The sequence below is a fragment of the Parasphingorhabdus sp. SCSIO 66989 genome, from assembly GCF_032852305.1.
Taxonomy (GTDB): domain Bacteria; phylum Pseudomonadota; class Alphaproteobacteria; order Sphingomonadales; family Sphingomonadaceae; genus Alterisphingorhabdus; species Alterisphingorhabdus coralli.
The window spans coordinates 1,164,304-1,188,249 of sequence record NZ_CP136594.1 but is presented as its reverse complement, the minus strand read 5'-3'; the positions used below and the strand labels follow the sequence as shown (position 1 = coordinate 1,188,249).

Annotated in this window: 19 protein-coding genes; 3 read left to right on the top strand and 16 right to left on the bottom strand. The window is 57.8% G+C overall.

The genetic code is table 11. The features are described from left to right. Positions 1-5: 5 nt before the first annotated feature. On the bottom strand, positions 6-902 hold the full coding sequence (locus RB602_RS05500) for an SPFH domain-containing protein (RefSeq protein ID WP_317083679.1): 897 nt from the start codon (positions 900-902) through the stop codon (positions 6-8). 238 nt (positions 903-1,140) lie between these two features. Here RB602_RS05500 and RB602_RS05495 point away from each other — a divergent pair, with 238 nt between their 5' ends. Next, a complete protein-coding gene (locus RB602_RS05495) occupies positions 1,141-1,389 on the top strand; it encodes a hypothetical protein (RefSeq protein WP_317083677.1) in 249 nt (82 codons plus the stop codon). Positions 1,390-1,415: 26 nt separating this feature from the next. Here the strand turns inward: RB602_RS05495 and RB602_RS05490 are convergent, their stop codons facing one another. The 6 genes from RB602_RS05490 to RB602_RS05465 form a co-directional block, all read right to left on the bottom strand. Beyond that, on the bottom strand, positions 1,416-2,324 hold the full coding sequence (locus RB602_RS05490; RefSeq protein WP_317083675.1) for a haloalkane dehalogenase: 909 nt from the start codon (positions 2,322-2,324) through the stop codon (positions 1,416-1,418). A 137-nt stretch (positions 2,325-2,461) separates the two neighbouring features. Then, entirely contained in the window at positions 2,462-4,648 is a 2,187-nt protein-coding gene (locus tag RB602_RS05485; RefSeq protein WP_317083673.1) for a M3 family metallopeptidase, read from the bottom strand. Positions 4,649-4,919: 271 nt separating this feature from the next. Then, a complete protein-coding gene (locus RB602_RS05480) occupies positions 4,920-5,771 on the bottom strand; it encodes a phosphodiesterase (protein ID WP_317084434.1) in 852 nt (283 codons plus the stop codon). Positions 5,772-5,832: 61 nt separating this feature from the next. Next, on the bottom strand, positions 5,833-7,680 hold the full coding sequence (locus RB602_RS05475) for a cytochrome c3 family protein (RefSeq protein WP_317083671.1): 1,848 nt from the start codon (positions 7,678-7,680) through the stop codon (positions 5,833-5,835). 16 nt (positions 7,681-7,696) lie between these two features. Further along, the gene (locus RB602_RS05470; RefSeq protein WP_317083669.1) at positions 7,697-8,584 is read right to left on the bottom strand and encodes a hypothetical protein; all 888 of its coding nucleotides are present in this window, start codon (positions 8,582-8,584) and stop codon (positions 7,697-7,699) included. 121 nt (positions 8,585-8,705) lie between these two features. Continuing rightward, positions 8,706-11,192, bottom strand: coding sequence for a cyclic nucleotide-binding domain-containing protein (locus RB602_RS05465; protein ID WP_317084432.1), 2,487 nt, complete (start codon positions 11,190-11,192; stop codon positions 8,706-8,708). Between the two features lie 342 nt (positions 11,193-11,534). Between RB602_RS05465 and RB602_RS05460 the strand changes: the two genes are divergently transcribed. Beyond that, positions 11,535-12,506, top strand: a complete 972-nt coding sequence (locus RB602_RS05460; protein WP_317083667.1) for a tetratricopeptide repeat protein — start codon at positions 11,535-11,537, stop codon at positions 12,504-12,506. A gap of 4 nt (positions 12,507-12,510) precedes the next feature. Here RB602_RS05460 and RB602_RS05455 read toward each other — a convergent pair whose 3' ends face one another. After that, positions 12,511-12,723 (bottom strand): hypothetical protein, encoded by a 213-nt coding sequence (locus RB602_RS05455; protein WP_317083665.1) that lies wholly within the window; start codon positions 12,721-12,723, stop codon positions 12,511-12,513. An 83-nt stretch (positions 12,724-12,806) separates the two neighbouring features. On the opposite strand from RB602_RS05455, the gene RB602_RS05450 reads away from it, so the two are divergent. Next, positions 12,807-13,394, top strand: coding sequence for a TetR/AcrR family transcriptional regulator (locus tag RB602_RS05450; protein WP_317083664.1), 588 nt, complete (start codon positions 12,807-12,809; stop codon positions 13,392-13,394). A gap of 11 nt (positions 13,395-13,405) precedes the next feature. Here RB602_RS05450 and RB602_RS05445 read toward each other — a convergent pair whose 3' ends face one another. From RB602_RS05445 to murG, 8 genes are all read right to left on the bottom strand, one after another. Next, complete coding sequence (locus RB602_RS05445; RefSeq protein WP_317083662.1) at positions 13,406-15,268, bottom strand: SPOR domain-containing protein; 1,863 nt, start codon at positions 15,266-15,268, stop codon at positions 13,406-13,408. 182 nt (positions 15,269-15,450) lie between these two features. After that, positions 15,451-16,998 carry a cell division protein FtsZ gene (ftsZ, locus tag RB602_RS05440; RefSeq protein WP_317083660.1) on the bottom strand — a complete coding sequence of 516 codons (1,548 nt, stop codon included), beginning with the start codon at positions 16,996-16,998 and terminating at the stop codon, positions 15,451-15,453. A 174-nt stretch (positions 16,999-17,172) separates the two neighbouring features. After that, a complete protein-coding gene (gene ftsA / locus RB602_RS05435; protein ID WP_317083658.1) occupies positions 17,173-18,456 on the bottom strand; it encodes a cell division protein FtsA in 1,284 nt (427 codons plus the stop codon). After that, entirely contained in the window at positions 18,453-19,340 is an 888-nt protein-coding gene (locus RB602_RS05430) for a cell division protein FtsQ/DivIB (RefSeq protein ID WP_317083656.1), read from the bottom strand. The genes ftsA and RB602_RS05430 overlap by 4 nt, the downstream gene beginning before the upstream one ends. After that, entirely contained in the window at positions 19,337-20,260 is a 924-nt protein-coding gene (locus RB602_RS05425) for a D-alanine--D-alanine ligase (RefSeq protein WP_317083654.1), read from the bottom strand. The genes RB602_RS05430 and RB602_RS05425 overlap by 4 nt, the downstream gene beginning before the upstream one ends. Positions 20,261-20,381: 121 nt before the next feature. Continuing rightward, positions 20,382-21,296, bottom strand: a complete 915-nt coding sequence (gene murB / locus RB602_RS05420) for a UDP-N-acetylmuramate dehydrogenase (RefSeq protein WP_406568408.1) — start codon at positions 21,294-21,296, stop codon at positions 20,382-20,384. A gap of 62 nt (positions 21,297-21,358) precedes the next feature. Then, on the bottom strand, positions 21,359-22,777 hold the full coding sequence (gene murC, locus RB602_RS05415; protein WP_317083651.1) for a UDP-N-acetylmuramate--L-alanine ligase: 1,419 nt from the start codon (positions 22,775-22,777) through the stop codon (positions 21,359-21,361). Then, positions 22,777-23,919 (bottom strand): undecaprenyldiphospho-muramoylpentapeptide beta-N-acetylglucosaminyltransferase, encoded by a 1,143-nt coding sequence (gene murG / locus RB602_RS05410; RefSeq protein WP_317084430.1) that lies wholly within the window; start codon positions 23,917-23,919, stop codon positions 22,777-22,779. Before murG ends, murC begins: the two co-directional genes overlap by 1 nt. Positions 23,920-23,946 lie beyond the last annotated feature (27 nt).

Sequence of the window (23,946 nt, the reverse complement as noted above, 5' to 3'; positions counted from 1 at the left end):
TTACATCATTGATAGAGCGATCCGGTATTCACGACCGGCTGGGTGTCGCGCTCACCGCATAGCACCACCATCAGGTTGGAAACCATCGCTGCCCGACGCTCGTCATCTAGGTCAACAACATCCTTCTCGTTCAGCTTCTCCAGTGCCATCTCGACCATGCCAACCGCACCATCGACCAGACGGGTGCGTGCGGCAACGACGGCTTCGGCCTGTTGGCGACGCAGCATGGCCTGCGCGATTTCCGGGGCATAGGCGAGATGCGTCAGGCGGCACTCATCTATGATGACACCCGCTTGGGCTACGCGCTCCTGCAACTGCTTCTCCAGCTCCTCGCTGACCTCTTCCGCATCGCCGCGCAGCGTGACTTCCTTATGCTCAAGATCATCATAAGGGTAACGTGCGCCAATCACGCGCACCGCGCTTTCAATCTGAATATCGACAAATTCGTGATAGTCCTCGACGTCGAACAGCGCCTTTGCAGTATCGGTCACACGCCAGACCACATTAGTCGCAATCTCGATCGGGTTGCCACGCAGGTCATTCACCTTCACCGTCGAAGAGGTGACATTATGCACCCTGACCGAGATACGCTTGCGCGTCAGCCAAGGGAGAACCCAGCGCAATCCGGTGTTGCGGTCACTGCCACGATATTCACCGAATAGCTGAATAGCGGCGGCCTGATTGGGGTTGAGCAGATAAAAACCTGCGGAAACAAAAAGCAGCAGAAAGGCGGAAACGGCCAGACCGATAACAAAGAGAATGCCGCCGCTCTTAAGGTTGAACAGGCAAAGCAATGCTACCACGAAAAGGACGAGGCAAACCATCAACATGGCGTAGCCGTTACTCGTGTTAGCAACCGTTTCGGTTGTTTCATTCAATCCCGTATCCCGCGTCTCTGTCATGCGAATCTCCTCATCTGCGAATTAATTATGATATCATATTTATATTATTTTAAATAAAAATCAAGTCAGACGTGCTTGTGCGTGTCGAAAGCGAGGAAAACCGCCATCTCCGCGCCATGATTCACGATTTTGCAAAGCTGGCCGGAATCTGAACGCACGATTCCATGTCCGTTCACCGCATCTCAGGCACAACATGCCGACAGATGAAAGAACAATACCGGCAGCGAAGGGAAAAAAGATGCAGTTACAGAGCGATATTCAGAGTCAATCACGAACAATGGGTTTGGCAGCGCGCGGCTTTCGGCCGCTTTATCGTGCAGGCAGCGTCAATCACTGCCCCGGCTGTGGTCAGACGCAATGGCATGTGGGCCGAATGAGCGCCGAATGTGCGCATTGTGGTACTGCTATACCCTTGGCGCATGTCGCGGCGCAGCCGATGCAGCCGCTGTTCCACGTCACTGAATCAGCGACTATTTTGGCCGCCTGATTGCGCAATTAAGCGCGGCGCGGCGGTTAGAGATCGCCGAAATGCTTCAACGCCGCGCGGGCAATGGGTTCGCCCCATTCCTGCACGAAATGGCCGCCATCTTCGATGATCATCGGTTCAGGGCAGCCTTTGATCAATTTGCGTAAGCCCGTCATGGCTTCGGTGCCCAGCACTGGGTCTGCAGCGCCAATGGCCATAAAACTCGGGCCGTCAAACGTCTCTGACCAATAGGCAGCAGCCTGTTTGGAGACATCAACGCCTTCCATATCGGCCTCAACCGGAACCAGCGCCGGGAAAACCTGCGCCCCGGCCTTATAGCTGGGATCGGGGAAAGGCGCATCATAAGCGGCGATTTCTTCGGGTGTGAGATGCGGCGTGCCGCGCGCGATCAAAGGACCGATAGGAAGGTCAGGAGTCGACAGTGCATAGTTCTTCCACGCCTTGAAACCCTCGGTCATGCCGCGTCCGAGGCCGAGGCCGGTATTCATCACGATCAGCCGCGAGAAGCGGGCACGGAATTTTTCATCAACCGGCAGTGTTAGACCCAGCAAGCCCCCCCAATCCTGCACCACCAAAGTGATGTTTTTAAGGTCCAACCGCTCGACCAGCGCCAGCAGATAGTTGCGATGGAAGTGGAAGCTATAGTTCGATTGTTCCGCTGGCTTATCAGAGCGACCAAAGCCGAGCAGATCAGGCGCGACAATCCGCGCGCCGCTTTCCAGAAAGACCGGGATCATGCGGCGATAGAGGAACGACCAGCTTGGCTCGCCGTGCAGGCAGAGAAAGGTGTGCTCCGCATCCTCCGGGCCATCATGCACATAGGCGATGCGTAACCCCTCATAACCCGGAAGGTCATCGACATAGCTGACCGGGTAGTCGAAATCGGGGATATTGGCGAAACGCTCTTCGGGGGTACGCAGGGCTTTTATGGTCATCGGGCGAATCCTCTCTTTTAACATAGCCCTCTCCCCTTCAGGGGAGAGGGTTGGGAGAGGGGGCTATCCAAATTATGCAGTGCTTATGGACAGTCCCCTCCCTTAATCCCTCCCCTAAAGGGGAGGGAGACCATTGGTCAATCCGCCGAACTGTCCTCACTCACCGGGAACCCGCGCTTTTTCATGATATAGCGTACATCCGGATCACGGCCACGGAATTGGCGATAGGCATCGACGCGCTCGGTCTCATTGCCGGTGGAGAGCAGGAATTTGCGGAAATTATCCGCCACGCCCTTGTCCCAGACGCCATCCGCGGCCTGTTCAAAGGCGGCCCAGGTGTCGGCGTCCATCGTCTCCGACCAGAGATAGCTGTAATAGCCGGCTGAATAGGAATCAGAGGAGAAAAGGTGGTTAAACTGCGGCAGGCGGTGGCGCATCACAATCTCGTCAGGCATGCCAATTTCCGCCAGTGTCTCGCGCTCAAACGCATCCACATCGGTTACTGCCTCATCACGATTGTGCAGCATCATATCGACAATCGCGCTGGAGAGATATTCGACAGTGGCAAAGCCTTCATTGAACTTGGATGAGGCCTCCACCTTGTCGACCAATTCCTGTGGGATCGGCTCACCCGTCTGATAGTGCACCGCATATTTGTTGAGAATATAAGGTGTTAACAGCCAATTCTCGTTCACCTGTGAGGGATATTCAACAAAGTCCCTCGGCGTGCCGCGCAAGCCCGGATAGGTAACATCGGTGAGCAGGCTGTGCAGCGCATGGCCGAACTCGTGGAACAGGGTCGTCGCGTCATCGACACTGATCAGTGTCGGCTCGCCGTCACCGCCTTTAACGAAATTATTGTTGTTGGATGACAGCACATTGCGCTCGCCACCTAAGGATTGCTGCGAGCGATAGGTGGTGGCCCATGCACCCGAGCGTTTTCCGTCTCGGGCATAATTATCCATGTAGAACACGCCAACATTGCTGCCATCGCGCTTGTCGGTGACGATGAAGGTGCGCACATCGGGGTGGAACACCGGAATGTCGCCGGTATTCTCCTTGAACTCCAGATCATAGAGCCGCCCGGCAGCATCAAACATACCGTCGATCAGCTTGTCGAGCTGGAAATAGGGTTTAAGCTCCGCCGCATCGAGATCATATTTCGCCTTGCGTACCTTTTCGGCATAGAAACGATAATCCCATGGTGCGATAGTGATGCCCGCACCTTCTGCATCAGCAATCGCCTGCATATCGGCGACCTCTTCCTTCACCCGTGCAACCGCAGCGGGCCAGACCTGCATCATCAGATCCATGGCGCGTTCGGGGTCCTTCGCCATGGTATCGGCCATGCGATAATGGGCATGGGTTTCAAATCCGAGCAGCTTGGCCCGCTCGACTCGATATTTCAGGATTTCGGCAATGGTGGCATTGGTGTCATTATCATCGCCATTATCGCCACGATTGATATAGGCCATATAGACCTGTTCACGCAGATCACGGCGGGTCGAGTTTGCCAGGAAAGGCTGCATCACCGAGCGGGTGTTTTTCAGCGCCCAGCCCTCTTTGTCCTGTGCCTCGGCGGCGCTGCGGATTGAGGCGATGAAACTGTCGGGAAGCCCAGCCAGATCATCCTCGCTGTCGAGATAGATAAAGGTCTCTTCATCGGCCAAGACTTTGTTGGAGAAGTTGCTGTAGAGTTTCGACAATTCGGTATTGATTGCGATCAGCCGCGCCTTGTCCTCGTCGCTGAGCAAGGCACCATTACGCACCAGATTGTCATAATCGCGTTCAACAAGCCGCAATTCTTGTTGGTTAAGCCCGAGATTTTCACGATTATCGTAGACCGCTTTATAGCGCTTCAGGATGCGCGGATCGAGTTGCAGCTCGCCAAAAAAGGCCGAGAGCTTGGGCCCCCATTCGCCCTGTAACGCCCGTACTTCGGGATTGGAAAGGTTGCTGAGATGCACACCCCACATCGAATAGGTGCGATTGATCTGCTCACCAGCCAGCTCCAAAGCCTTGTTGGTATTCTCAAAATTCGGTGTTTCAGGATTTGAAGCGACCGCTTCAAATTCCGTGCGCAGCGTTTCCATCGCATCGGTGAATGCAGCAGGGAACATATCGGGCGTCACCTTGTCCCATTGCGGCACCCCTTCAAAGGGACCCGGCCAGGCCTCGGTAATGATTGCGGCGCTGGCAGTGGTTGCGGTAGCGCTTTCCTGTTGTGCTGCTTCCATGCTGTCTGCCTCCATAGCGTGCGCGGTCGGCACCGTCATAACCAGTGCCAATAACGACGCGCTGATTTTCAAGGATGTTTTTGGCATTTTCGTCTCTCCCCATGCCGCCGCACGGTCTGGTGCGGAGGTTGTATGGAGCGAGGTGTAATCGCTAAATACTGGTAAAGCAAAGCCCATAGCTCTGCCAGTCGAAAGCTCTATGCCATTGGTCGATTCGATCACTTTTTTCTCGTCATTGCGAGCGTAGCGAAGCAATCCAGTGCAACACGCACCTGCTCTGGATTGCCGCGTCGCTTCGCTCCTCGCAATGACGATTGAGGAACGTGAAAACTGATCGCAACCGGCTGATAAAGCGCGCTTACTCCGTCGGTCTTTCGGCCAGCAGGCTGCGCACCAATGGCTGCATCTTCTCATCATAGCGCGCCAGCATGACATGCTCTTCGGCGGTTTGGATATGGCTGACCAGCTGGCGGCCATTCCACCAGTGCAGGGCATAGGCAGGCGGATCGGCGATAATCATATCGCGACCATCAGGGGCCTCGGGATCGATGTCGGACAGGTTCAGTGCCACCTGTGGCGCGCTGGAAGGGCAAACGGCGATGGGGATGCCGCGCCAGGAGGATTGGATGGTGCGATGGACATGACCGCACAGCATGGCGACGATGTTGGTGCGGCCTTCGAGACATTCGCCCAGCCGCGCCACCCATGGTTCTTCCGGATGGGTGTTCATCCAGGCAATGCCGACTTCGACAGGCGGATGATGCTGGACGATCACTGTCGGCGTTTCGCTGTCCTCATCCAGCCGCGCCTTGAGCCAGTTTGCGCGCGCCTCGCAAAACGCGCCGCCATGGCGGCCTTCCTCCAGCGTATCAAGCACGATAAGCCGCAATGGACCCGCATCGACAACATATTGCAGAAAGCCATTGTCGAAAGGCGGATCGGGAAATTCGGCAATATAGGTAGCGCGCATGTCATGATTGCCCAGCGCCATAAGCACCGGAAACGGGCAGACCGAAAAAGCATTGGCGAGACGGCGATAGCTTTCGGCATCGCCACGGTCGATCAAATCACCTGTCGCCAATAGCATATCCGGTGGGGTGTCGAGCGACAGCATGTCCTCGATGATGCGGTCTAGCCGTTTGCGGTTGAATTCGGCCGGATTATCCGGGTCAAAGCCGAGATGAATATCGGTGACCTGTGCGATCAGCATCTGCTGTGATGACATATCACCCTCCCTATCAGGCCCATCCTATATGCGTCTCGATAGCGGATCACCGCCGCGCCACGATCTTCGGCTTTTCCGATTGTTTGCGCTTCTCGCGGCGCTGTTTGTCCTTATTCTGCTGACGCACCAGCCAGGGCGCGCCGCCATCAGCATGATATTCATGACAGAGCGCACATGTCGAGGGCACATCGGTGTCCGACGCCTCACCGCCATGGCATTCGCGACACGTCGCAATGCCCGGCAGCAACAGATCGGTCGCCTGTTTTGATGTGGTTGCCTTATGGCAATCGGTGCAATCCTCTTCTTCATGCGCGGCATGGCTGAACCAGCCTTTGTGCATATAGCGGTCAGTCTGCGTCACCGGGTCGATACTGTAGTTCAATCCACCCAGCGCATTGACGCTGTGACAATCATAACAGGCCCCGCCCTCGGAGAAGACCGCGCGGATCGCCTGATTGGCACGGGTCGGGCGGAAACGCACCGCACGGGCATAATCCGCTGCGGTGCGCTGGCGGTTGACGGTCCCTGGGCGCTGGCGCGGTAAGCTTCCAAGATTGATCGGGCGGTTCGGCCCGGTTGAGCGGTAATAGGCGCGCAGATCAGCCTTCACCAGATCGGGCTTGCCATGTGGCAACTGGCGGAAAGTGCCATCAATCTCGTCATAGGAAAGGCTGTGGCACATGGCACAATTCTCTTCCATATCGACTGGCTCAAAGCGCACGCCATTGGGATCGGGCGTATGGCAATCGGCACAATCCAGCGCATCGCCAAAGCCATATTTTGCAGACAGTCGCCGCCCCATTTGCGCGACACCGCCGGTCCGATCGAGATGCAGGTCATGCGGGAATTTGAGGCCATTATCCTCGCTCGGCTTGCGGTCCAGCGAGATACGCCGCCTTGGTGCCTTCTCCGGGTCATCGCCCTCCACCGCATTGATCAGCACCGCCGGGCGGAACTGCGGATGCGCCTTGCCGAAATCGGCGGCATTGAGGAGCGTCGTATCGGTCAGCCTGCTATCCAGTCCATCGTGACATTCAGCACAGAATCGCTGCACAGTGGGTTGCATAGCACCTGCGCTCTCATGTTCGGTGTGACATTCCACACACCTGCCCTGCGGTTTGTTGAACGCGCTGGCCACCGCGCGGCGAAAGGCGGCAAAGCCCTGCAGCTCTCCGCGCGCACTGGCGAGACGCGGTTTGGGTGCATGATCATGCGCATCATCATCATGACAGGTCATGCACGCCTTGTCGCGGACCGAGACAAAAGCATCGACATGGCAGGCCTGACAGTCATCTTTGAGGCTGTTATGCGCGAGACTCAGGCTGCCTGAACTCCAAAAGCCGTCGCCATGCACGCCATCGGGGCGTTTCACATCTTCATTATAGGCAAGGTCGCGATAGGTCGCCCAGGTATAGACCGGCCAGGCGAGACAGGCGATCACCACCAACGCGACAAAACCCCAGGCACTGCCGCGTTTTCCGGGCAGCTTGCCGATAAGCGAGTAAATCTCGCGTTCGTCCTTCTCTTCCTCGCTATCCGCAACCGCATCGGTGCGGCGGACCGTCAGCGTTACCGCTGCGCCATCGGCATCAAGGCCAACAGCTATGCGATGGCCGCCAAAGCCGAGCTCTGCACCACGCGCCAGCTTGACGGTCGCGGTCGTGACATCAATGCCATCGACCTGAAATGGCTGGCCGGAAACCGCTTCCACAATAATGCTATCGTCGCCATTGCGGCGGATGCTCGCATGCACCGGATTAACCGCAAGGTCGGGTAGATGGATGGCATTATCGCTATTACGGCCGATGGTCATCTCGGCACCCTCGGGCGTGGTTTCGCGGACAATCTCACTGCCATCAGCCTTGAGCGCGATCTGGCGGACGATGAATGTCATGACATCTGCCCCCGCCTCACCAGTAGAAAAACACGCTGACAATATGTGCCGACAGCGCCGCGAGCAGCGCGAAGGTCATCGGCACATGAACATAAAGCCATATCTGCAACAGGCCCTTGATCTGCAAATGCCGCCGCACCCGCGCCAATGTCGCCTCCTTGCGCTCGAGCAGATTGTCGATCTTGTCGAGCGGATCATCGCCCATACGCGGCTGATAGGCGCGTGATCGGCGCAATTCGGCCTGTGCCTTGCGGGTAGCGCAGCCGGGATAGCTATTGCTCAGTCGCTGGATCAGGCCGCCGGCAAAGGGATCCTGTTCGAGCGATGATTGCACCAAGGCAGCTTGTTCTGGCTCCAAAGGCTGCGCCGCATCATGCAATTGTCGATCCAGAGAGCGCAGCGCCTCGATCATCTGCGTCTCGGTCATTTCATCTCGGTTATTCGACAGCGATTGCGGCAGCGTCGCATAAGCATAGATGCCGAAAATGCCGGATATGATGACAATCATCATCAGCGCCCAAGCAAGTGTATGGACATTCCAACCAAGCTGAAAACCGGTGTGTAGCGTGCCAATCACGATTAGCGACAGGCCGAGATAGACATGCGCGCTGGTCCACGCTTTTAAAGACCAACCGCCCGGCGTCATCGTCCTTTTGCGTAAGCCCAGCATGGTCAACCACAGGATCAGCAGCGCGCCGATTGTACCTAGCGTATAGCCATACCAGCTACCGCCATTATGCCGCGGCTCGACATCGATCAGGAAATAGCTGACCAGACAGACCAGTGACAGAAACACCGCAATCTTGAGCCATTTGAAGCCATTATGCCCGAGAAAACCGACATGCTGACTCTGGCGTCTGCGTGACCCATGGGTGGCCCCGGCGGGTTTGGCTGCACTGGCCATTAGATTTGTCCCCCGGCAAACATGCTCCGTTCGTCTCGAGCGTAGTCGAGAGACAGGCAGTCGCAGCATTGTGTCTCGACTTCGCTCGACACGAACGGGGTGGATAGGGGGAAAATGGCCATCACGCATCCTCCCCTTCAAACCGCGCGACGGTCAGAAACTCATCGGGAGCAACCCGGATCGCCGCCCCGGTGGGGCAGGCACGGACACAGGCTGGCCCACCATTGATCCCGGCGCACATATCGCATTTGATCGCCTTTTTCGGTTTCTCGACATCCGGATCGCTATTCTCATTGGCCCAGCCTTTGTCCGGCTCGCCCGGACCCGGCCCCCAGCCAAGAAACAGCCAGCTCAGCAGATTGGGCTTTTTCGGCGGCACCTTGTCCATGCGGATCACGCCATAGGGGCAGTTGCGCTGGCAATTGCCGCAGCCGATACAGGTATCATCAATAAAGACCTCACCGTCGGGACCACGATGGATGGCATTGGGCGGGCAGTCAGCCATGCAATGCGGATGCTCGCAATGGCGGCAGCTGGTCGGCACGTGCAGATGCGCATAGGTCTTGCCCGCCTCACGGTCGAGCCGCGACAACCCCTCATGGCTGTCGGCACAGGCTTTTTCGCAGTTATCGCAGCCTATACAGAGATTTTCATCGATCAGCAGCACATCGGTCGCCTCGCCAATGCCCTGATCGACGAGGAAGCTGGCAACCTCGGAATACATATCGACAACGCCCGAAAAGCTGTCCTTCTTGGCCTCGACAAAGGCATTGATATCCTGCCGCGAAGCCATATCGCGCTTGGCCTTGGCCATCAGCTCAGGATGCTCAGCCAGCACCTTGGCAAAAGCATCACCGTTGATCTTGATGACTTCCGATTTGATCGCCGCCTTTACTGTCGCGGTGCGCTGACCACCGGCGATCAGCGCCATCTCACCGACATAGGAGCCGGCGGGCAGATAGGAGAGGAACACCGGCTTGCCGCCAATCATCTTCTCCACCACCATCGAGCCGACGCGGATGACGTAGATGTCATTGCCCTCATCGCCCTCGGTGATGATCGACTCTCCAGCGCGAACCGACAGTATCTCGCTGGTCTCGACAGCCTCTTCGATGTCTTCCGACGTCAGGCCCGAGCCGAACATCTGCAGCAATTGTCGCTCTGTTGAAATACGCTCAATGCGCTGTTTGGCCGCCTCGGATTGCGATTGCAGTTTGAGCGCTGCCAGCCGCGAAATCTCGACACAGATAGTGTCCTCGGCGGCGGTAATCGTGGCACCGCGTTTGCGCCCGGAGATCAGGCCAACCTCACCAAAGATCGAGCCGCTCTCAATCGGCACCGTGATGCGCGGATCATCGGGATCGACCTGCACCGCCACCGAGCCATCGGCAATGGCGAACAGCGATGACCCCGGCGCATTGCGTTCAAAAATCACCTCGCCCTTGCGATAATATTTCGCATCGCTGTCGAGCATAAACTCGCGCATCTGCAGTGGGTTGAGGCCATTCAATATGCGGACATTGGCGCGCAGAAATTCGAGCCATTCGGCAACGCTGTTATTGCCTGGCAGATCGGAAAATTTGGCTTCGAGGATCGGCTCATCTGCCGGTTTCAGCTCGGTATTGCCGTTGATGAATTCGATAACATCATGGCCCTGATTCATACAGTGCTTGATCAGCGGATAGCCCGCCAGCGCGCCGATGACGAAGATATTGGGCGCGGTCGACTCAAAAACCGGCGACAATTCGGGAAAAGCCGTCCGGTCCGGGCCGGTAAAAGCGATACCACATTCCTCGACGAACATGCGCGGCGGTGCCGAGCCGATGCGGGCAATCACGCGATTGCATGGAATACGCTCCTCGCCATCACGGGTGTTGAGAGCAATGAAACCTTCTTCAATCTTCGCCGTCTCAGTCTCCAGCCGTATCGTCAGTTTGCCCGCCTCGTGGTCGGCCTGCAGCGCCTTGACATTGGCGTCCTTTGCGGTGGCGAAATCAACCTTGCGGTTGAGAATGCTGACGGTATTGCGCTGCGCCGGGTCTTCAGCAAGGCCACGCGCATTCTCAATCCCCGCATCCCCGGTACCAACAATAACGATATGCTCGTCAATATATTCGGTCGGGTCATCCAACTGATATTGCACATGCGGCAGGTCGGCCCCTTCGCAGCGCATGCGATTGGGGTTGCCTTGGGTACCGATGGCCAGCACGACATTTTCCGCGATAATCGTCTCGCCATTGGTGAGCGTCAGCTCATAAGGCGGCTCATGACGCTGGACTTCTTTGGTCTCTTTGGTGCCATCGCGCTTGCGGATTTCGATGACATGCACGCTGCCCGAAATGGCCGGGCCGGTACCTTTGATCGCCTTGACCTCGGCATTATATTTCACATTGACCTTAAGCGCCTCGGTTTGGTCATTCCATGTGCCGAGTATAGCCTCACGCTTACCCGCGTCGAAATCCATGTCGGAGCGCAGGATAAGCTGCGATGGCGTCGCCATCACATGCTTGCCCTTTTGATATTTATAGATGGTATCTGAAAGGTGGTCGGTCTTTTCCAGCAACACATGGGACAGGCCCAGTTCCGCCGCACGACCCGCCGCGCTCATGCCCGCTGGCCCTGATCCGATTATCGCTACCTTGAACGTCTCGCTCACCGGTCCGCTTCCCCCAAAAGCCGACGTGTTTCGCGAGAAAAATGCGAGGTGGCGATAGGCTATCGCTTGCCCTCACTCTGTCGCGTCACGCGCCGAAATGCGCAGCTACGGCCTTGATTGCCGCATATTTTCGCGAACCCTGCCAGAGACTTTACGCAATATCTGTGATGATTGCCACAGGCTTTTGGCAAATTCTGTGCTTAATGGTTCTGGGCGGCTTTTGGCGTTTTAGCCTGCATATGGTTGCGGCAGCCACGATTGTGCCATATCGCAGCATATGAGGGACATGGACGTATGAGCGAAGATACGGAGCAGGACAAAGGCACCAATATCAGCCGCTGGATCATGGTGGGTGCGGGAGTCATCGCGCTGGCGGCAGTGGGTATAGCCGTGTTTCGGCCCGATAGCAGTGACACCAATACAGCGCCGATAGCCGCGAATAGCAGCGAGCAGGCCCCGCCGGTGGGCGAGGTTATCGCGGCGCTGGAAAAGAAGCTGCAGGAAAACCCGGATGATGCCGAAGGCTGGCGCATGCTCGGCTGGTCCTTCTTTGAAACCTCGCGTTTTGCCGAAGCCGCCACTGCGATGAAGCGCGCCACCAATCTCGACCCGGACAATGCCGAATATCATTCGATGCTGGGCGAGGCTTTGGTGCTGGCAAGTGATGCAGGTGCCATCCCCGCCGATGCCCGCGCCGCTTTTAACCGGGCGCTGGAGCTTGACCCGAAAGACCCGCGCGCGCGCTATTTTCAGGCTGCAGCCATGGATATGGACGGTCAGCATGAAGCAGCGATCAATAGCTGGTTCGCGCTGCTCGCCGATACACCGGCAGATGCGCCATGGGCGGAAGACGTGCGCAATGTGATCCGCAATGTCGGTAAAGAGCGCGGCATAGAAGTCGAACAGCGGCTGGCCAGCACGCAATTTGCACCACCTACAGGCGGCCTGAAAACCGATGGTGTAGCGGTCGCTTCATCGGCGATTCCCGGACCTAGTCGCGACCAGATGCAGGCTGCTTCTGCCTTGCCGCAAGGGCAGCAGGAAGAGATGATCCGGGGCATGGTCGATGGTCTGGCCGACAAGCTGGCCGCCAATCCCGACAATCCTGATGGCTGGATCATGCTGATGCGCAGCCGTATGCAGCTGGGCGAAACCGGCAAAGCCGCCAAGGCCCTGCAGGATGCGAGCACTGCCTTCCGCAATGATGGCGACAAACTGCGCAAAGTGCGCGAAGCGGCGGCGGCACTTTCGGTGCCGGGGGCGTGAGGACTTAGCTTTTTGCCTGTCGCCGGAAAAGCCGTGAAATAGCAGCCTGTTGCCACATCCATATGCCGCTAATCGCCATTGCCGGTATAATGATGTAGAGCGTAGCAAAGGTAAATACGGGGTCAGAACCCCAGGGAGAATAGAGATAGGTGCCCAATATCAAGCCGCCGATAATATGCAGCCAGCGCAGTGTCTTCCTCAATGCCGCAGCACCCATTGAAATGTCCCTTTCATGCTAAAGAATATCGTACGATCCATATAACTATGCACTGCTAACTTTGCAACGCTTAGATTGAAGAAATGGTAGAGAAGACATATCATCATGGCGATTTGCGGCAGGCTCTGCTGGAAGCGGCAGAAGAGGAACTGCAGGCAGACCCCAATTGCGCGCTGAGTATCAGAGGCCTAGCGGGCAAAATCGGCGTCAGCGCAACCGCCCCACATGCCCATTTCAAGACAAAGACCGACCTGTTGGCGGCCGTCGCTGCAGATGGTTTTTCGAAACTGCAGCAATCGCTGTACGCAGGCGAGGATGCAGCACCGTCAGACCTTACAATTCTCGCAGAGCGCTACCTGCAATTTTGTGTCGAGAATGTCGGGCTGTACCGCCTGATGTTCAACACCGGTGTCCAGCTTGAGTCCGACGCCAAACTCTACACTGCATCACGTGCTGCTTATGACGTGCTGCGCGCCGCAATCCGCATGACATATGTTGAGGACAGCGCGGACCAGAGTGACAAGCGGACCCTGGCCGCCTGGGCGCTGGTCCATGGCCTCGGCTCTTTGCTCGCGGATGACCGGCTCGCCGATGATGTGATCGAAGACAGGTCACCACAAGCATTGGCGCGACTGACAGTTGCAATAGTGACCAAGGCAGACACTGAGTAAGCGATCACTGCTTACTTCAGTGGCGTAATCACCTGTCCTTCATCGCTGGTGAAGGTAAAGGCCGAAAACTCTGATTCCGCCAGAGTGTTGACAAAGGCCTGTGCCTCGCGCCTGCTGCCAAACGGGCCAGCCAGAACGCGGTTGGTCTGATTGAGCGGGGTGTACCAGCCTTTCTTTCCCGCAAAAGCATCGGGAGCCTTGCGCGACAAGCGCCGCCATTCGCGACTCAGCGCTGCCGCATCCGCGCCTATTGCTACCTGAACCCAGTGACGGCTGGGATGCTTGGGTTCAGCCGGTTCAGGAGCAGGCTTGGGCTTGGGTTTGGCCGGGGTGATAGCGGTAATATCGACCGCACCCTGATCTCTGGCTAACTCCTCCTTAGGTACCGATAGATCGGCCATCAGAGAAGCAAAGTCGGCAGGCTCTTCTTTCGGCGGTTGCGCCGCATCGCCACCCTCTGCAGCCGCGCTGCCTGTATTGGCAAGGTCAAAGCTGCTCGTGGCGGGATCGCCAAGGCTTTCAAACCCCGGCATAGGCACTGTCGATTGCGGCGCAACAGGCTGGGTTTCTGCCGCTGCAATGGTGGAGTCAGGTGCAGCGGATGCTATATTCTGCGCCGCTTCACCACTGGGACTGCCCGTCTGCGCCAAAAGAGATTCCGGTGGATTCGCTGCCGCTTGCTCTACCTCTAGCGCTGCCGACTCAGTCGACTCCGGGCCCGCTGGCGGGCGAGCGGTCTCTGATCCGCTATCTGTATTTGCGGGTTGAGCACCGCTTTCTAAATCCTGAATAGCTTCGGCTACCGCAACCTGCTCGGTCTGCTGTGTCACTACCGTCTCGACCGGCGCAGGCGCAGGTGCCGGTGACGAAGGCGCTGTTTCACTCGAATTGCCAGGCCTGCGCCGTGGCGAGCGATCCACAACCCGTTCGGGCTTACCATCACCCGATTGTGCCCCCAGAGGCTCACCAACCGGTATTAAGCCTGCATCGGCACGGCTGCCGCGAAAGATGCGCCGCGAGGAACCGGACGAACTGCGGTCCGCAAACTCCGCATTGCGTGGATTATCGCGTCCAATATTGGCCTCTTGTGGAAAATGACCAAAATGCGCGGCGGCTGCCTGTTGGCTTGGCGTCAGTTTGGGAAAGTAGCGCAGGAACGGGCGAATAGCACGCGCTCCGCGCGGGCGCATGGTCGCATCGGAAATCGCGATGGCCCCGTCCATATCGTCATTGATCGCCAATATGAAAGCGCGCATCCGCCAGGCAGCCACGTCCTGTTCGCGCAGCAGGGGCGTCAATACTGCCTCAGCCTCGTCCTTACGACCCGATATGCCGAGCGATAATGCATAGCGCCGCGTCAGCTCATCACTGTTTTCGCGCCGCATCGCAATCTGGTAATCCTGCTGTGCGAGTTCCTGTTTTCCAACCAGATCATAAGCTAGCCCGCGATCAGCAGCGAACGAGCTGGCGGGAATGCCCAGTGCACTCGCCTCATCAAACAGCCGCAGCGCTTCATAGGGGTTTTCGGTGCCCAACACAGCCTTGCCCAGCCCTGCCTTGATCCGGCCATTGCGCGGGTCAATCTCCTCGGCACGAGCAAAAAAGCCGATCGCCGCCGTCGGATCACCCAGTGTGAGTGCCGCATTCCCCGCGTCTATGAGCGCGTTAAGGTCACGCGAATTACGCGCCAGCCGTTGCAACGCATTCCCCAATTCGCGCGTGCCTTCAGGGGATCGCACATCAAGCGAGGACTGCGCCCCGGACTGCTGTGCCAGCGATATGCCACCATGGGTAAACGGCACCATCATTGCCGTTCCGGCAATACAGAGCGGCCAGAACCGTGCAGATTGTATCAAAGGAAAATGGGAAGCCATGCCTTTAAGATAATATATCATTGACGGAACCCTATCGGAATATGTCCGGTCCAGCGAGCAAAAGTCATGATTTTAATCGCAATTTCTGCACAGCTAGCAGGCCGCAAGAGCCGTAATAGCAAGAGGGCGGACACATTGCTGTGCCCGCCCTTTGCTAGATATACTAAACCCAAAATGATCGTTTACTGGTTGTTCTGCCGGTTCAGAAAACGCGGGATGTTCAGCGAGCCGCCATCCTCTGGCTGATCTTTATCCTCTTCGCCACGTTCGTTACGCGAGAGATTGGCCATGCGTTCAAACAGAGTGCCGCCGCCATTGGCGATACGCGGTGCGGGCTTGCTTGGCTCTATTTCATCGCTGTTGGCTGGCTCGGGCGGCTGTAATACTGGCGGTTCATCGGCTTCCGGCTGCTCTTCCATCGATTCAGTGTCAAGCAGCAGCTCATCCTCTGCCTCATTTTCCGCAATTGGTGCATCTTCAACCGGCGCAGCTGCTGCTGCCACGGGTGACTCCGCCGCTGGTTCAGCAGCCACCCGCAAATTGAGCGGGGTTGACGATGTGTCGGTCAGGCTGTCACCGCCGGTCGGCGTGACCAATGGCATACGCTGTTCTGCTTCAGCACCGCTGTCTTCAACTTCAGGCGCAGTAGCCTCTTCAGCAGGTGCCTCTTCTTCCACCACAGGTGTTTCCTGCACTGGCGCTGCCGCTGGGGCAGCGTTGCGTGCGAACGAGAAAGGCCGCGCATTATCTTCGCTGACCGCGCCATCGCTATCGATACCAGTAGCGACCACGGAAACACGGATTTTGCCGGACAGATCATCGTTAAAGGCAGAACCCCAAATGATATTGGCATCGGCATCAACCAGCTCACGGATATGATTCGCAGCCTCATCGACCTCCATCAGGCGCATATCATCGCCGCCGGTGATGGAGATGATAACCCCTTTGGCACCCTGCATCGAAACACCGTCAAGCAGCGGATTGGCGATGGCCTTCTCGGCAGCTTCCAGCGCACGACCATCACCTTCGGCTTCGCCTGTGCCCATCATCGCCTTGCCCATCTCACGCATGACGGAACGGACATCGGCAAAATCAAGATTGATCAGGCCGGGCATGACCATCAGGTCGGTAATCGAGCGGACACCCTGTTGCAGCACTTCATCCGCCATGGTGAAGGCTTCTTTGAAAGTGGTGTCGGCATTGGCGATCAGGAACAGGTTCTGATTGGGAATGACGATCAGCGTATCGACATTTTTCTGCAGTTCCTCAATCCCCGCCTCTGCCGCGCGCATGCGGCGTGAGCCTTCAAAGGTGAACGGCTTGGTCACAACGCCGACCGTTAATATGCCCTTGTCACGCGCAATCTTGGCGATGACCGGAGCGGCGCCAGTGCCAGTGCCGCCGCCCATGCCGGCGGCGATAAAGCACATATGTGCGCCATCCAGCGTCTTGTCTATTTCCGCCATGGTCTCTTCCGCCGCAGCGCGACCAACTTCAGGGCGCGATCCGGCACCCAGACCCTGCGTAATATCAGGGCCAAGCTGGATGCGCTGTTCGGCGACCGAGCTGTTCAACGCCTGCGCGTCTGTATTGGCGATAATGAAATCGACGCCCTCAACGCTGGCGGCAATCATATTCGCAATGGCATTGCCTCCGGCGCCGCCAACACCGATAACCGCAATGCGGGGCCGAAGCTCATCCATTGCCGGGGGACCAATATCGATACTCATAATCTTCACTCCCTGATCGCCTCTCACGCGACCCACAAATACCCGTTATGTCCTGCGACGGTTCTGTAGTTGATTAACCATAGTCATTGCACAGAATGAATCGCCGAATCACGTAAAAACTTTACCTTTCCCCAGAACTCTTCAGCCGACGCTCCCGGCGCGTCTCGAGAAGGTTCAATATTCCTCTTTCAACGTCTGCCAAAGCCGCCGAAATGCGGCCAGACCGGAATAGCCATGGACCACCTGTTTTTGAGGCAGCATCAAGCGGATATCGCGCGGATTCTGGTCGGCATAACGCACCAGACCGGCCAATGTGGAAAAGGCCGGGCCGCTATGCGCCTCTGGCAGGCCTTGCATCTTGATCGGCGCACCAATGCGCACCGTCTGGCCAAATACACCCTGAGCATAGTCGGCAATGCCTTTGAGCTCTGCACCACCGCCTGTGAGCACCACCATCTTGCCGCGTGGTCCGGCAAAGCCAAGCTGTTTAAGGCCGGTGGAGACTTCACTCAGCAGATAATCAAGCTGCTGGACAATCACGCTGACCAGTTCGGCCCGGGCAATCCTGTCGTCGCTGCCCCCTTCCTCATCCTGCTTGCTGCCGACAATACCGTCAACCGACCGCTTGATCGGGATCATTTCACGATGATCGGCAGGGCTGGCAATGGCCGAACCATAAAAGCATTTGAGCCGCTCCGCCTCATTGCGCCGGATACCGAAAGCCGAGGCGATGGCATCGGTCATATCCGACGCGCCATAGGGGATGCTGTGCAGCCCGACCAGCATACCTCCGGCATAAAGCGAGATATTGGTCACCGCTGCGCCCAGCTCAACCAGAGCAACGCCCAGTTCGCGCTCCTCTTCGCTGAGACAGGCCAGACCACAAGCAATCGGCGCGGCCACGACTGCTCGCACATCGAGATGCGCAGCACGCACGCACATATCGATATTGCGGACCGGTGCTCCATCAGCAAGCACCACATGGATATCGACACCAAGCCGGTCAGCGTGAAGCCCCTTGGGCTCCTTCACCTTGGCCTGACCATCGAGGGTGTAGAGCGCCGGTTCGGCATGCAGCACCATACGGCCATCGGGCTCAATCGCATCACGGCCATGACCGAGCAGATAGTCAATATCATCCTGCTCGATCCGCTCGCCATGCAATTCAGTCTCGACGGTGGTGATGCGGCTGACCAACCCGCCCGAGGTGCAGCCGACCCAGATCTGCTCGACATTGATGCCCGCCATCCGTTCGGCCTGTTCCACCGCATTGCGTACCGCATGTTCGGTGCGCTCAACATCGGTGACATAGCCGCGCTTTACGCCTTCGCTGGCATGCTGCCCGGTGCCAAGTGCAACCAGATTGCCCTCTTCATTGCGCCCGGCAATCAACGCGCTGACTTTGGAGGAACCGATATCGAGCGCGGTATAGACTTTGGTGATCGGCGAACTGCTCATGGCTGTGCCTCCCCACCTGCGGAGCTACCCTCTTGCGGCAGACGGAAATAGGCTCGATCCGGGTCGCGCAGATCAAAATGGGTAACCCCGGTGCCGAGCAGCCGGTTAACGCCTTCCATCCGGGCAAAGGTCACAAAGGCAGCCTTCGATGCTTCCTCGCCTTCGGGCAAGGCCAGTGTCTCGCCGGATTGAAACACCAAGTCCCAGCGGCGATTGCCGACCCATTTGGCCTCGGTCACCATCGGTTCCAGTGCCGGAGCTTGATCCATCAGCGCATCGAGCGCTGCGGCTTTGGTATTCGCATTCTTGCCGCTGATCAGCGGCAGATCGACCTCACGCGCATCCTTAATCACCTCAAGCAGGCGACCCTCATCATCGATGATCGCCAATTGCTTGCCATCATTCCAGACGGCATGCGGCTCGCGCTCGACAATGTCGACGATCAGCGTATCGGGAAGCTGACGCGACACGCGTGCATCACCAATCCAGCCAAATTGCATCAGCTCATTGCGCAGCCGGTCGAGATCAACCAGCGGCATGGCCCGGTCTTTTTCGGCGAGGACAATCTCATAGACTTTCAGCTCGTTGACATTTTCAAGGCCCCGCACTTCAACATGCTTGACCTCAAATCCGGCATCGCCTGCGATCTCAGCCAGTTGCGTGCCGGCGCGATCAGTAACCCCCGCAATCTTGGCGACCGCCAGAACACCAAGCACGACCCCGGCGACAATCGCAAAGGTCATCGCCCGCTGTACCTGTTCCGGGGTAAACGGCAGAACCTTGAGCAGCCGGTCCATTATGCTTGTGCGTTTTACCGTCCGCTTTCGCTGCGGCGATTTTCGTGCCTTTTGCGGTTTGCCGCGTTTGGTTTTTGCTGCTGTCATAAGGCCGCCTCCACGATTGCCTCGACCAGTGTCGGATAATCCATGCCGATATGCGCCGCCTGTTCGGGCACCAGGCTATAAGGTGTCATCCCCGGCTGGGTGTTGACCTCAAGCAGGAACAGGCCGTCTGCACCCTTGCTGTCATCCCAGCGATAGTCGCTGCGCGAAACACCCTTGCAGCCGAGCAGACGATGCGCCTCCAGCGCATATTTGAGGCACAGATCATGAATGTCCTGGGGGATGTCCGCTGGGCAAATATGCTCGGTCAGGCCTTCGGTATATTTGGCATCATAATCATAAAAGCCCGATTTAGCCCGCAGCTCGGTGACGGTCAGCGGCTTATCACCAATCACAGCGGTGGTCAGTTCGCGCCCACGGATAAAGGGTTCGGCGAGTAGCTCATCAAATTCCTGCCACGGGCCTTCGCTATCTCGTGCAATAGGGCTGCCGTAATTACCGTCCTCTTTGACGATAGCGACGCCGACGGACGAGCCTTCATTGACCGGCTTCAACACATAGGGGCGCGGCATCGGGTCGGCGCTGTAAAGGCTCTCGCTCTGTATGATCTCACCGTCCGGCATCGGGATGCCATGCGGAACAAGCTCATTCTTGGTCAGCTGCTTGTCAATCGCGATGACCGAAGCCGCCATGCCGCTATGGGTATAGGGTATCTGCATCAGATCGAGCATACCCTGCACCCGGCCATCTTCCCCGGGCGTGCCATGCAGTGCATTAAACACAACATCGGGCCGCACGCCTTCCATCACCGAAGCAATGTTGCGATCCATATCGATGCGGGTCACCTTGTGCCCACGGCTTTCAAGTGCCTCGGCAATGCCCTCACCGGACATCAGCGAAACCTCGCGCTCGGATGACCAGCCACCCATCAAAACCGCGATATGGAGTTTGGCGAGGGTCATGTTTTAGATCCAATAAGTTCAAAAAATCCGTTCGCCTCGAGCGAAGTCGAGAGGCTGGTGCAAGTGGAGAGCCGTGTCTCGACTACGCTCGACACGAACGGAAAAAGATGCAGAATATCTCTCATCCCTTTTCCCCCACGCGCTGGATTTCCCATTGCAGCTCGACACCTGAATCGTCCCTGACGCGGCGGCGTACCTCTTCACCCAGCGCTTCAATATCCGCACTGCTGGCATCGCCGGTGTTGATCAGGAAATTGGTGTGCTTCTCACTCACCTGCGCGCCGCCGACTTTGAGGCCTCGACAACCTGCCGCATCGACAAGCTGCCATGCCTTATGGCCATCGGGATTTTTGAAAGTCGAACCGCCGGTTTTGGAACGGAGAGGCTGGGAGTCTTCGCGCGCCTGGGCGATGCGGTCCATCTCCGCCTGAATGGCGTCCCTGTCGGCGGGCGTTCCCTGAAACAAGGCACTGACAACAATCGCACCCTCGGGCAATTCGCTGTGGCGATAGCTATAGTTGAGTTCCGCCGCATCCAATGTCTGTGTCTCGCCTGAGGGCAGAACCACATCGCAGCTGATCAGTACATCGCTAACTTCGCGGCCATAGGCACCGCCATTCATGCGGACAAAACCGCCGACCGTGCCGGGAATACCGCGCAGAAACTCCAGCCCGCCAAGGCCGGCATCTCGTGCCTTGGACGATACCAATATGCCCGAAGCTCCCCCGCCGCAGCGCATGCGGTTTTCGCCTGCTTCTTCGACTTTGGCAAAGGGCTTGCCGAGCCGCACTACCACGCCGCGTATGCCGCCATCGCGAATGATGCAGTTGGAGCCAAGGCCAAGCGGCCATACGGGCAGAGTGCCATCAAGCTGCTTCAGAAAATCGGCGAGGTCGTTTGCATCCTTGGGCTCGAACAGCCAGTCGGCATGGCCGCCCGATTTGAACCAAACCAATGGTGCGAGTGGTGCTTGGGATTTGAGCTTACCACGAACAACAATCTCTTCACCCGTTCGTGTCGAGCGCAGTCGAGACACCGTGCCTGCTGCCTGCCTCTCGACTTCGCTCGAGGCGAACGGAGTGGGTGATTGCGCCGCGTTCATTTACGCGCCTCCATCACCGCGTCAGCCAGGCCCGCAGCCCATTTGGTTATATCGCCCGCGCCCAGGCATACGACCATATCATCCGCGCGCACGATCCCGGCCAAAACCCGAGCCAGATCATCCCCATCCGAAACCAACGCCGCCTCGCGATGACCACGCTGTTTCAAGCCCGCGACCAGTGCATCACTGTCGACGCCCTCAATCGGCTCTTCACCCGCTTTGAACACCGGCGTGACCAGCACAATATCGGCATCGTTAAAGCAGCCCTGAAACGCGTCCATATGATCGCGCAGCCGGGTATAGCGATGCGGTTGACACACCGCGATCACGCGGCCCTTGGCGCCCTCGCGTGCGGCTGAAAGCACCGCCTGTATCTCAACGGGATGATGGCCGTAATCGTCGATAATCGCGGCCTCGCCACCATCCACTGTGATGGTGCCGACCCGGGTAAAGCGCCGTTTCACACCGCCAAAGCTGTCAAAACCGGTGCGGACCGCTTCATCGCTCATGCCCATTTGCAGGCCAACCGCGACCGCCGCCAGTGCATTTTGGACATTATGCCGTCCCGGCATCGGCAGGGTCACGCCCTCTATCGTGCGCGTCTCGCCATCACGGTCGCGCACCACCACATCAAAGCGGTTGCCGCCTGGAAACGGCGTGACATTGTCGCCGCGAATATCGGCTTGCGCGGAAAAACCATAGGAAATCAGCCGCCGGTCCTTCACCCGTGGCAGCAGCGCCTGCACTTCCGGGTGATCGATGCACAAAATCGCCGCGCCGTAAAAAGGCACATTCTCGATAAACTCGACAAAGGCGGATTTGATCGCATCAAAGCTGCCATAATGATCGAGATGTTCAGGATCGATATTGGTGACCACGGCCAAAGTACCGTCGAGCCGCAAGAAGCTGCCATCGCTTTCATCGGCCTCAACCACCATCCAGTCGCTGTCACCCAGCCGCGCATTGGAGCCGTATTGATTGATAATGCCGCCATTGATCACTGTAGGGTCGATACCGCCAGCATCGAGCATCGCCGCGACCATCGAGGTGGTGGTCGTCTTGCCATGGGTCCCGGCTATGGCGATGGTGGATTTTAGCCGCATCAGCTCGGCCAGCATCTCGGCGCGGCGCACCACCGGGATACGGTGTTCCAGCGCATGCGCCACTTCGGGGTTGGTTCGCCGTACTGCGGTTGAGGTGACCAGCACTGCGGCATCAGCGACATGCTCGGGATCATGGCCGATATGCACCGTCATGCCCTTGCCGCGCAGCCGCTCGACCGTCGGGCTTTCGGCGATATCGCTGCCCTGCACATTATAGCCCAGATTGTGCATTACCTCGGCTATTCCGGACATGCCAATGCCGCCAATGCCGACAAAGTGGATGGTGCCAATATCGGTACCAACACCCGGCATCAGACGCTCTCTTTCTGGTCACTGGTGCGCGCCAAGGATTCCTTGGCAGTGGCGAGACCCTGTTCGGAGGGACGAATGCGGATGGTATCGGTCAGCGGATCGCCGCCAGCGCTTTCCACCAGATCGGCAAGGTCCTGCGTCGCATTGGGGTAGCCGCATTTATGCGCCGCCAGCGCTGCATTTTCGAGCGACGCCGGGTCCATCGCCATTTTCTGAATCTGCTTGGCCAATTCCTTGGCGGTAAATTGCGGCTGCTGGATCGAGCGTGCGCCGCCCGCCTCAACCATATCCTTGACATTGAAGGTCTGGTGATTGTCGGTCGCGATTGGCAGTGGCACCAAAATCGCGGGACGTCCGGCTACAGTTAGTTCGGCAATGGTCGAAGCACCGGCACGGCCGATAAACAGGTGCGACCAGGCAAGGCGATCAGGCAGATCATTGAGATAGGTCGCAAGCTCCGCCGGAATCTCATGCGCGGCATAGCGCTCGCGCACCTTGTCGATATCCTCCTCACGGCATTGCTGCGTCACCTGCAGGCGACGGCGCAGATGCGTCGGCAACATCGCCAGACCGTCGGGTACCACGTCGGAGAGAATGCTCGCGCCCTGACTACCGCCGGTTACCAGCACCCGGAAAATGCCATCGGGTAGGAAGGGCGGAAAATCCTGGGTGCGGATATCGAGGATCGCCTGCCGCACCGGATTGCCGACGACATGCACCTTATGGGCATATTTGCTGTCGAGCCGCTCGACCTTTTTATAGGCGGTGGCAATCGCCCCGACCTTGCGCGCCATCAGCCGGTTGACGCGCCCAAAGACCGCATTCTGCTCATGCACAATGGTCGGTAGCTTGGAGCGGTGTGCGGCCAACAAGGTTGGCAATGCAGGATAGCCGCCAAAGCCAACAACCGCTGTGGGTTGAAAAGTCTTTATCAGCTCCAGCGCCATTTTGCGCGCGGTCCAGATGCTGCGAAGGCCTTTCAGCTTGGCCAGCGGTCCACCGGACAGCCTGCCGGTCGGCAGGATATGTACCTGACCTTCTTCAAAGATACCGGGAATCTTCGCGCCGCGCTCATCGGTGAGCAGGGCAACGCGATGGCCGCGCTTCATCAATTCCTCGCCCAGTGAATAGGCGGGAATCATATGGCCGCCCGTCCCTCCGGCGGCGAG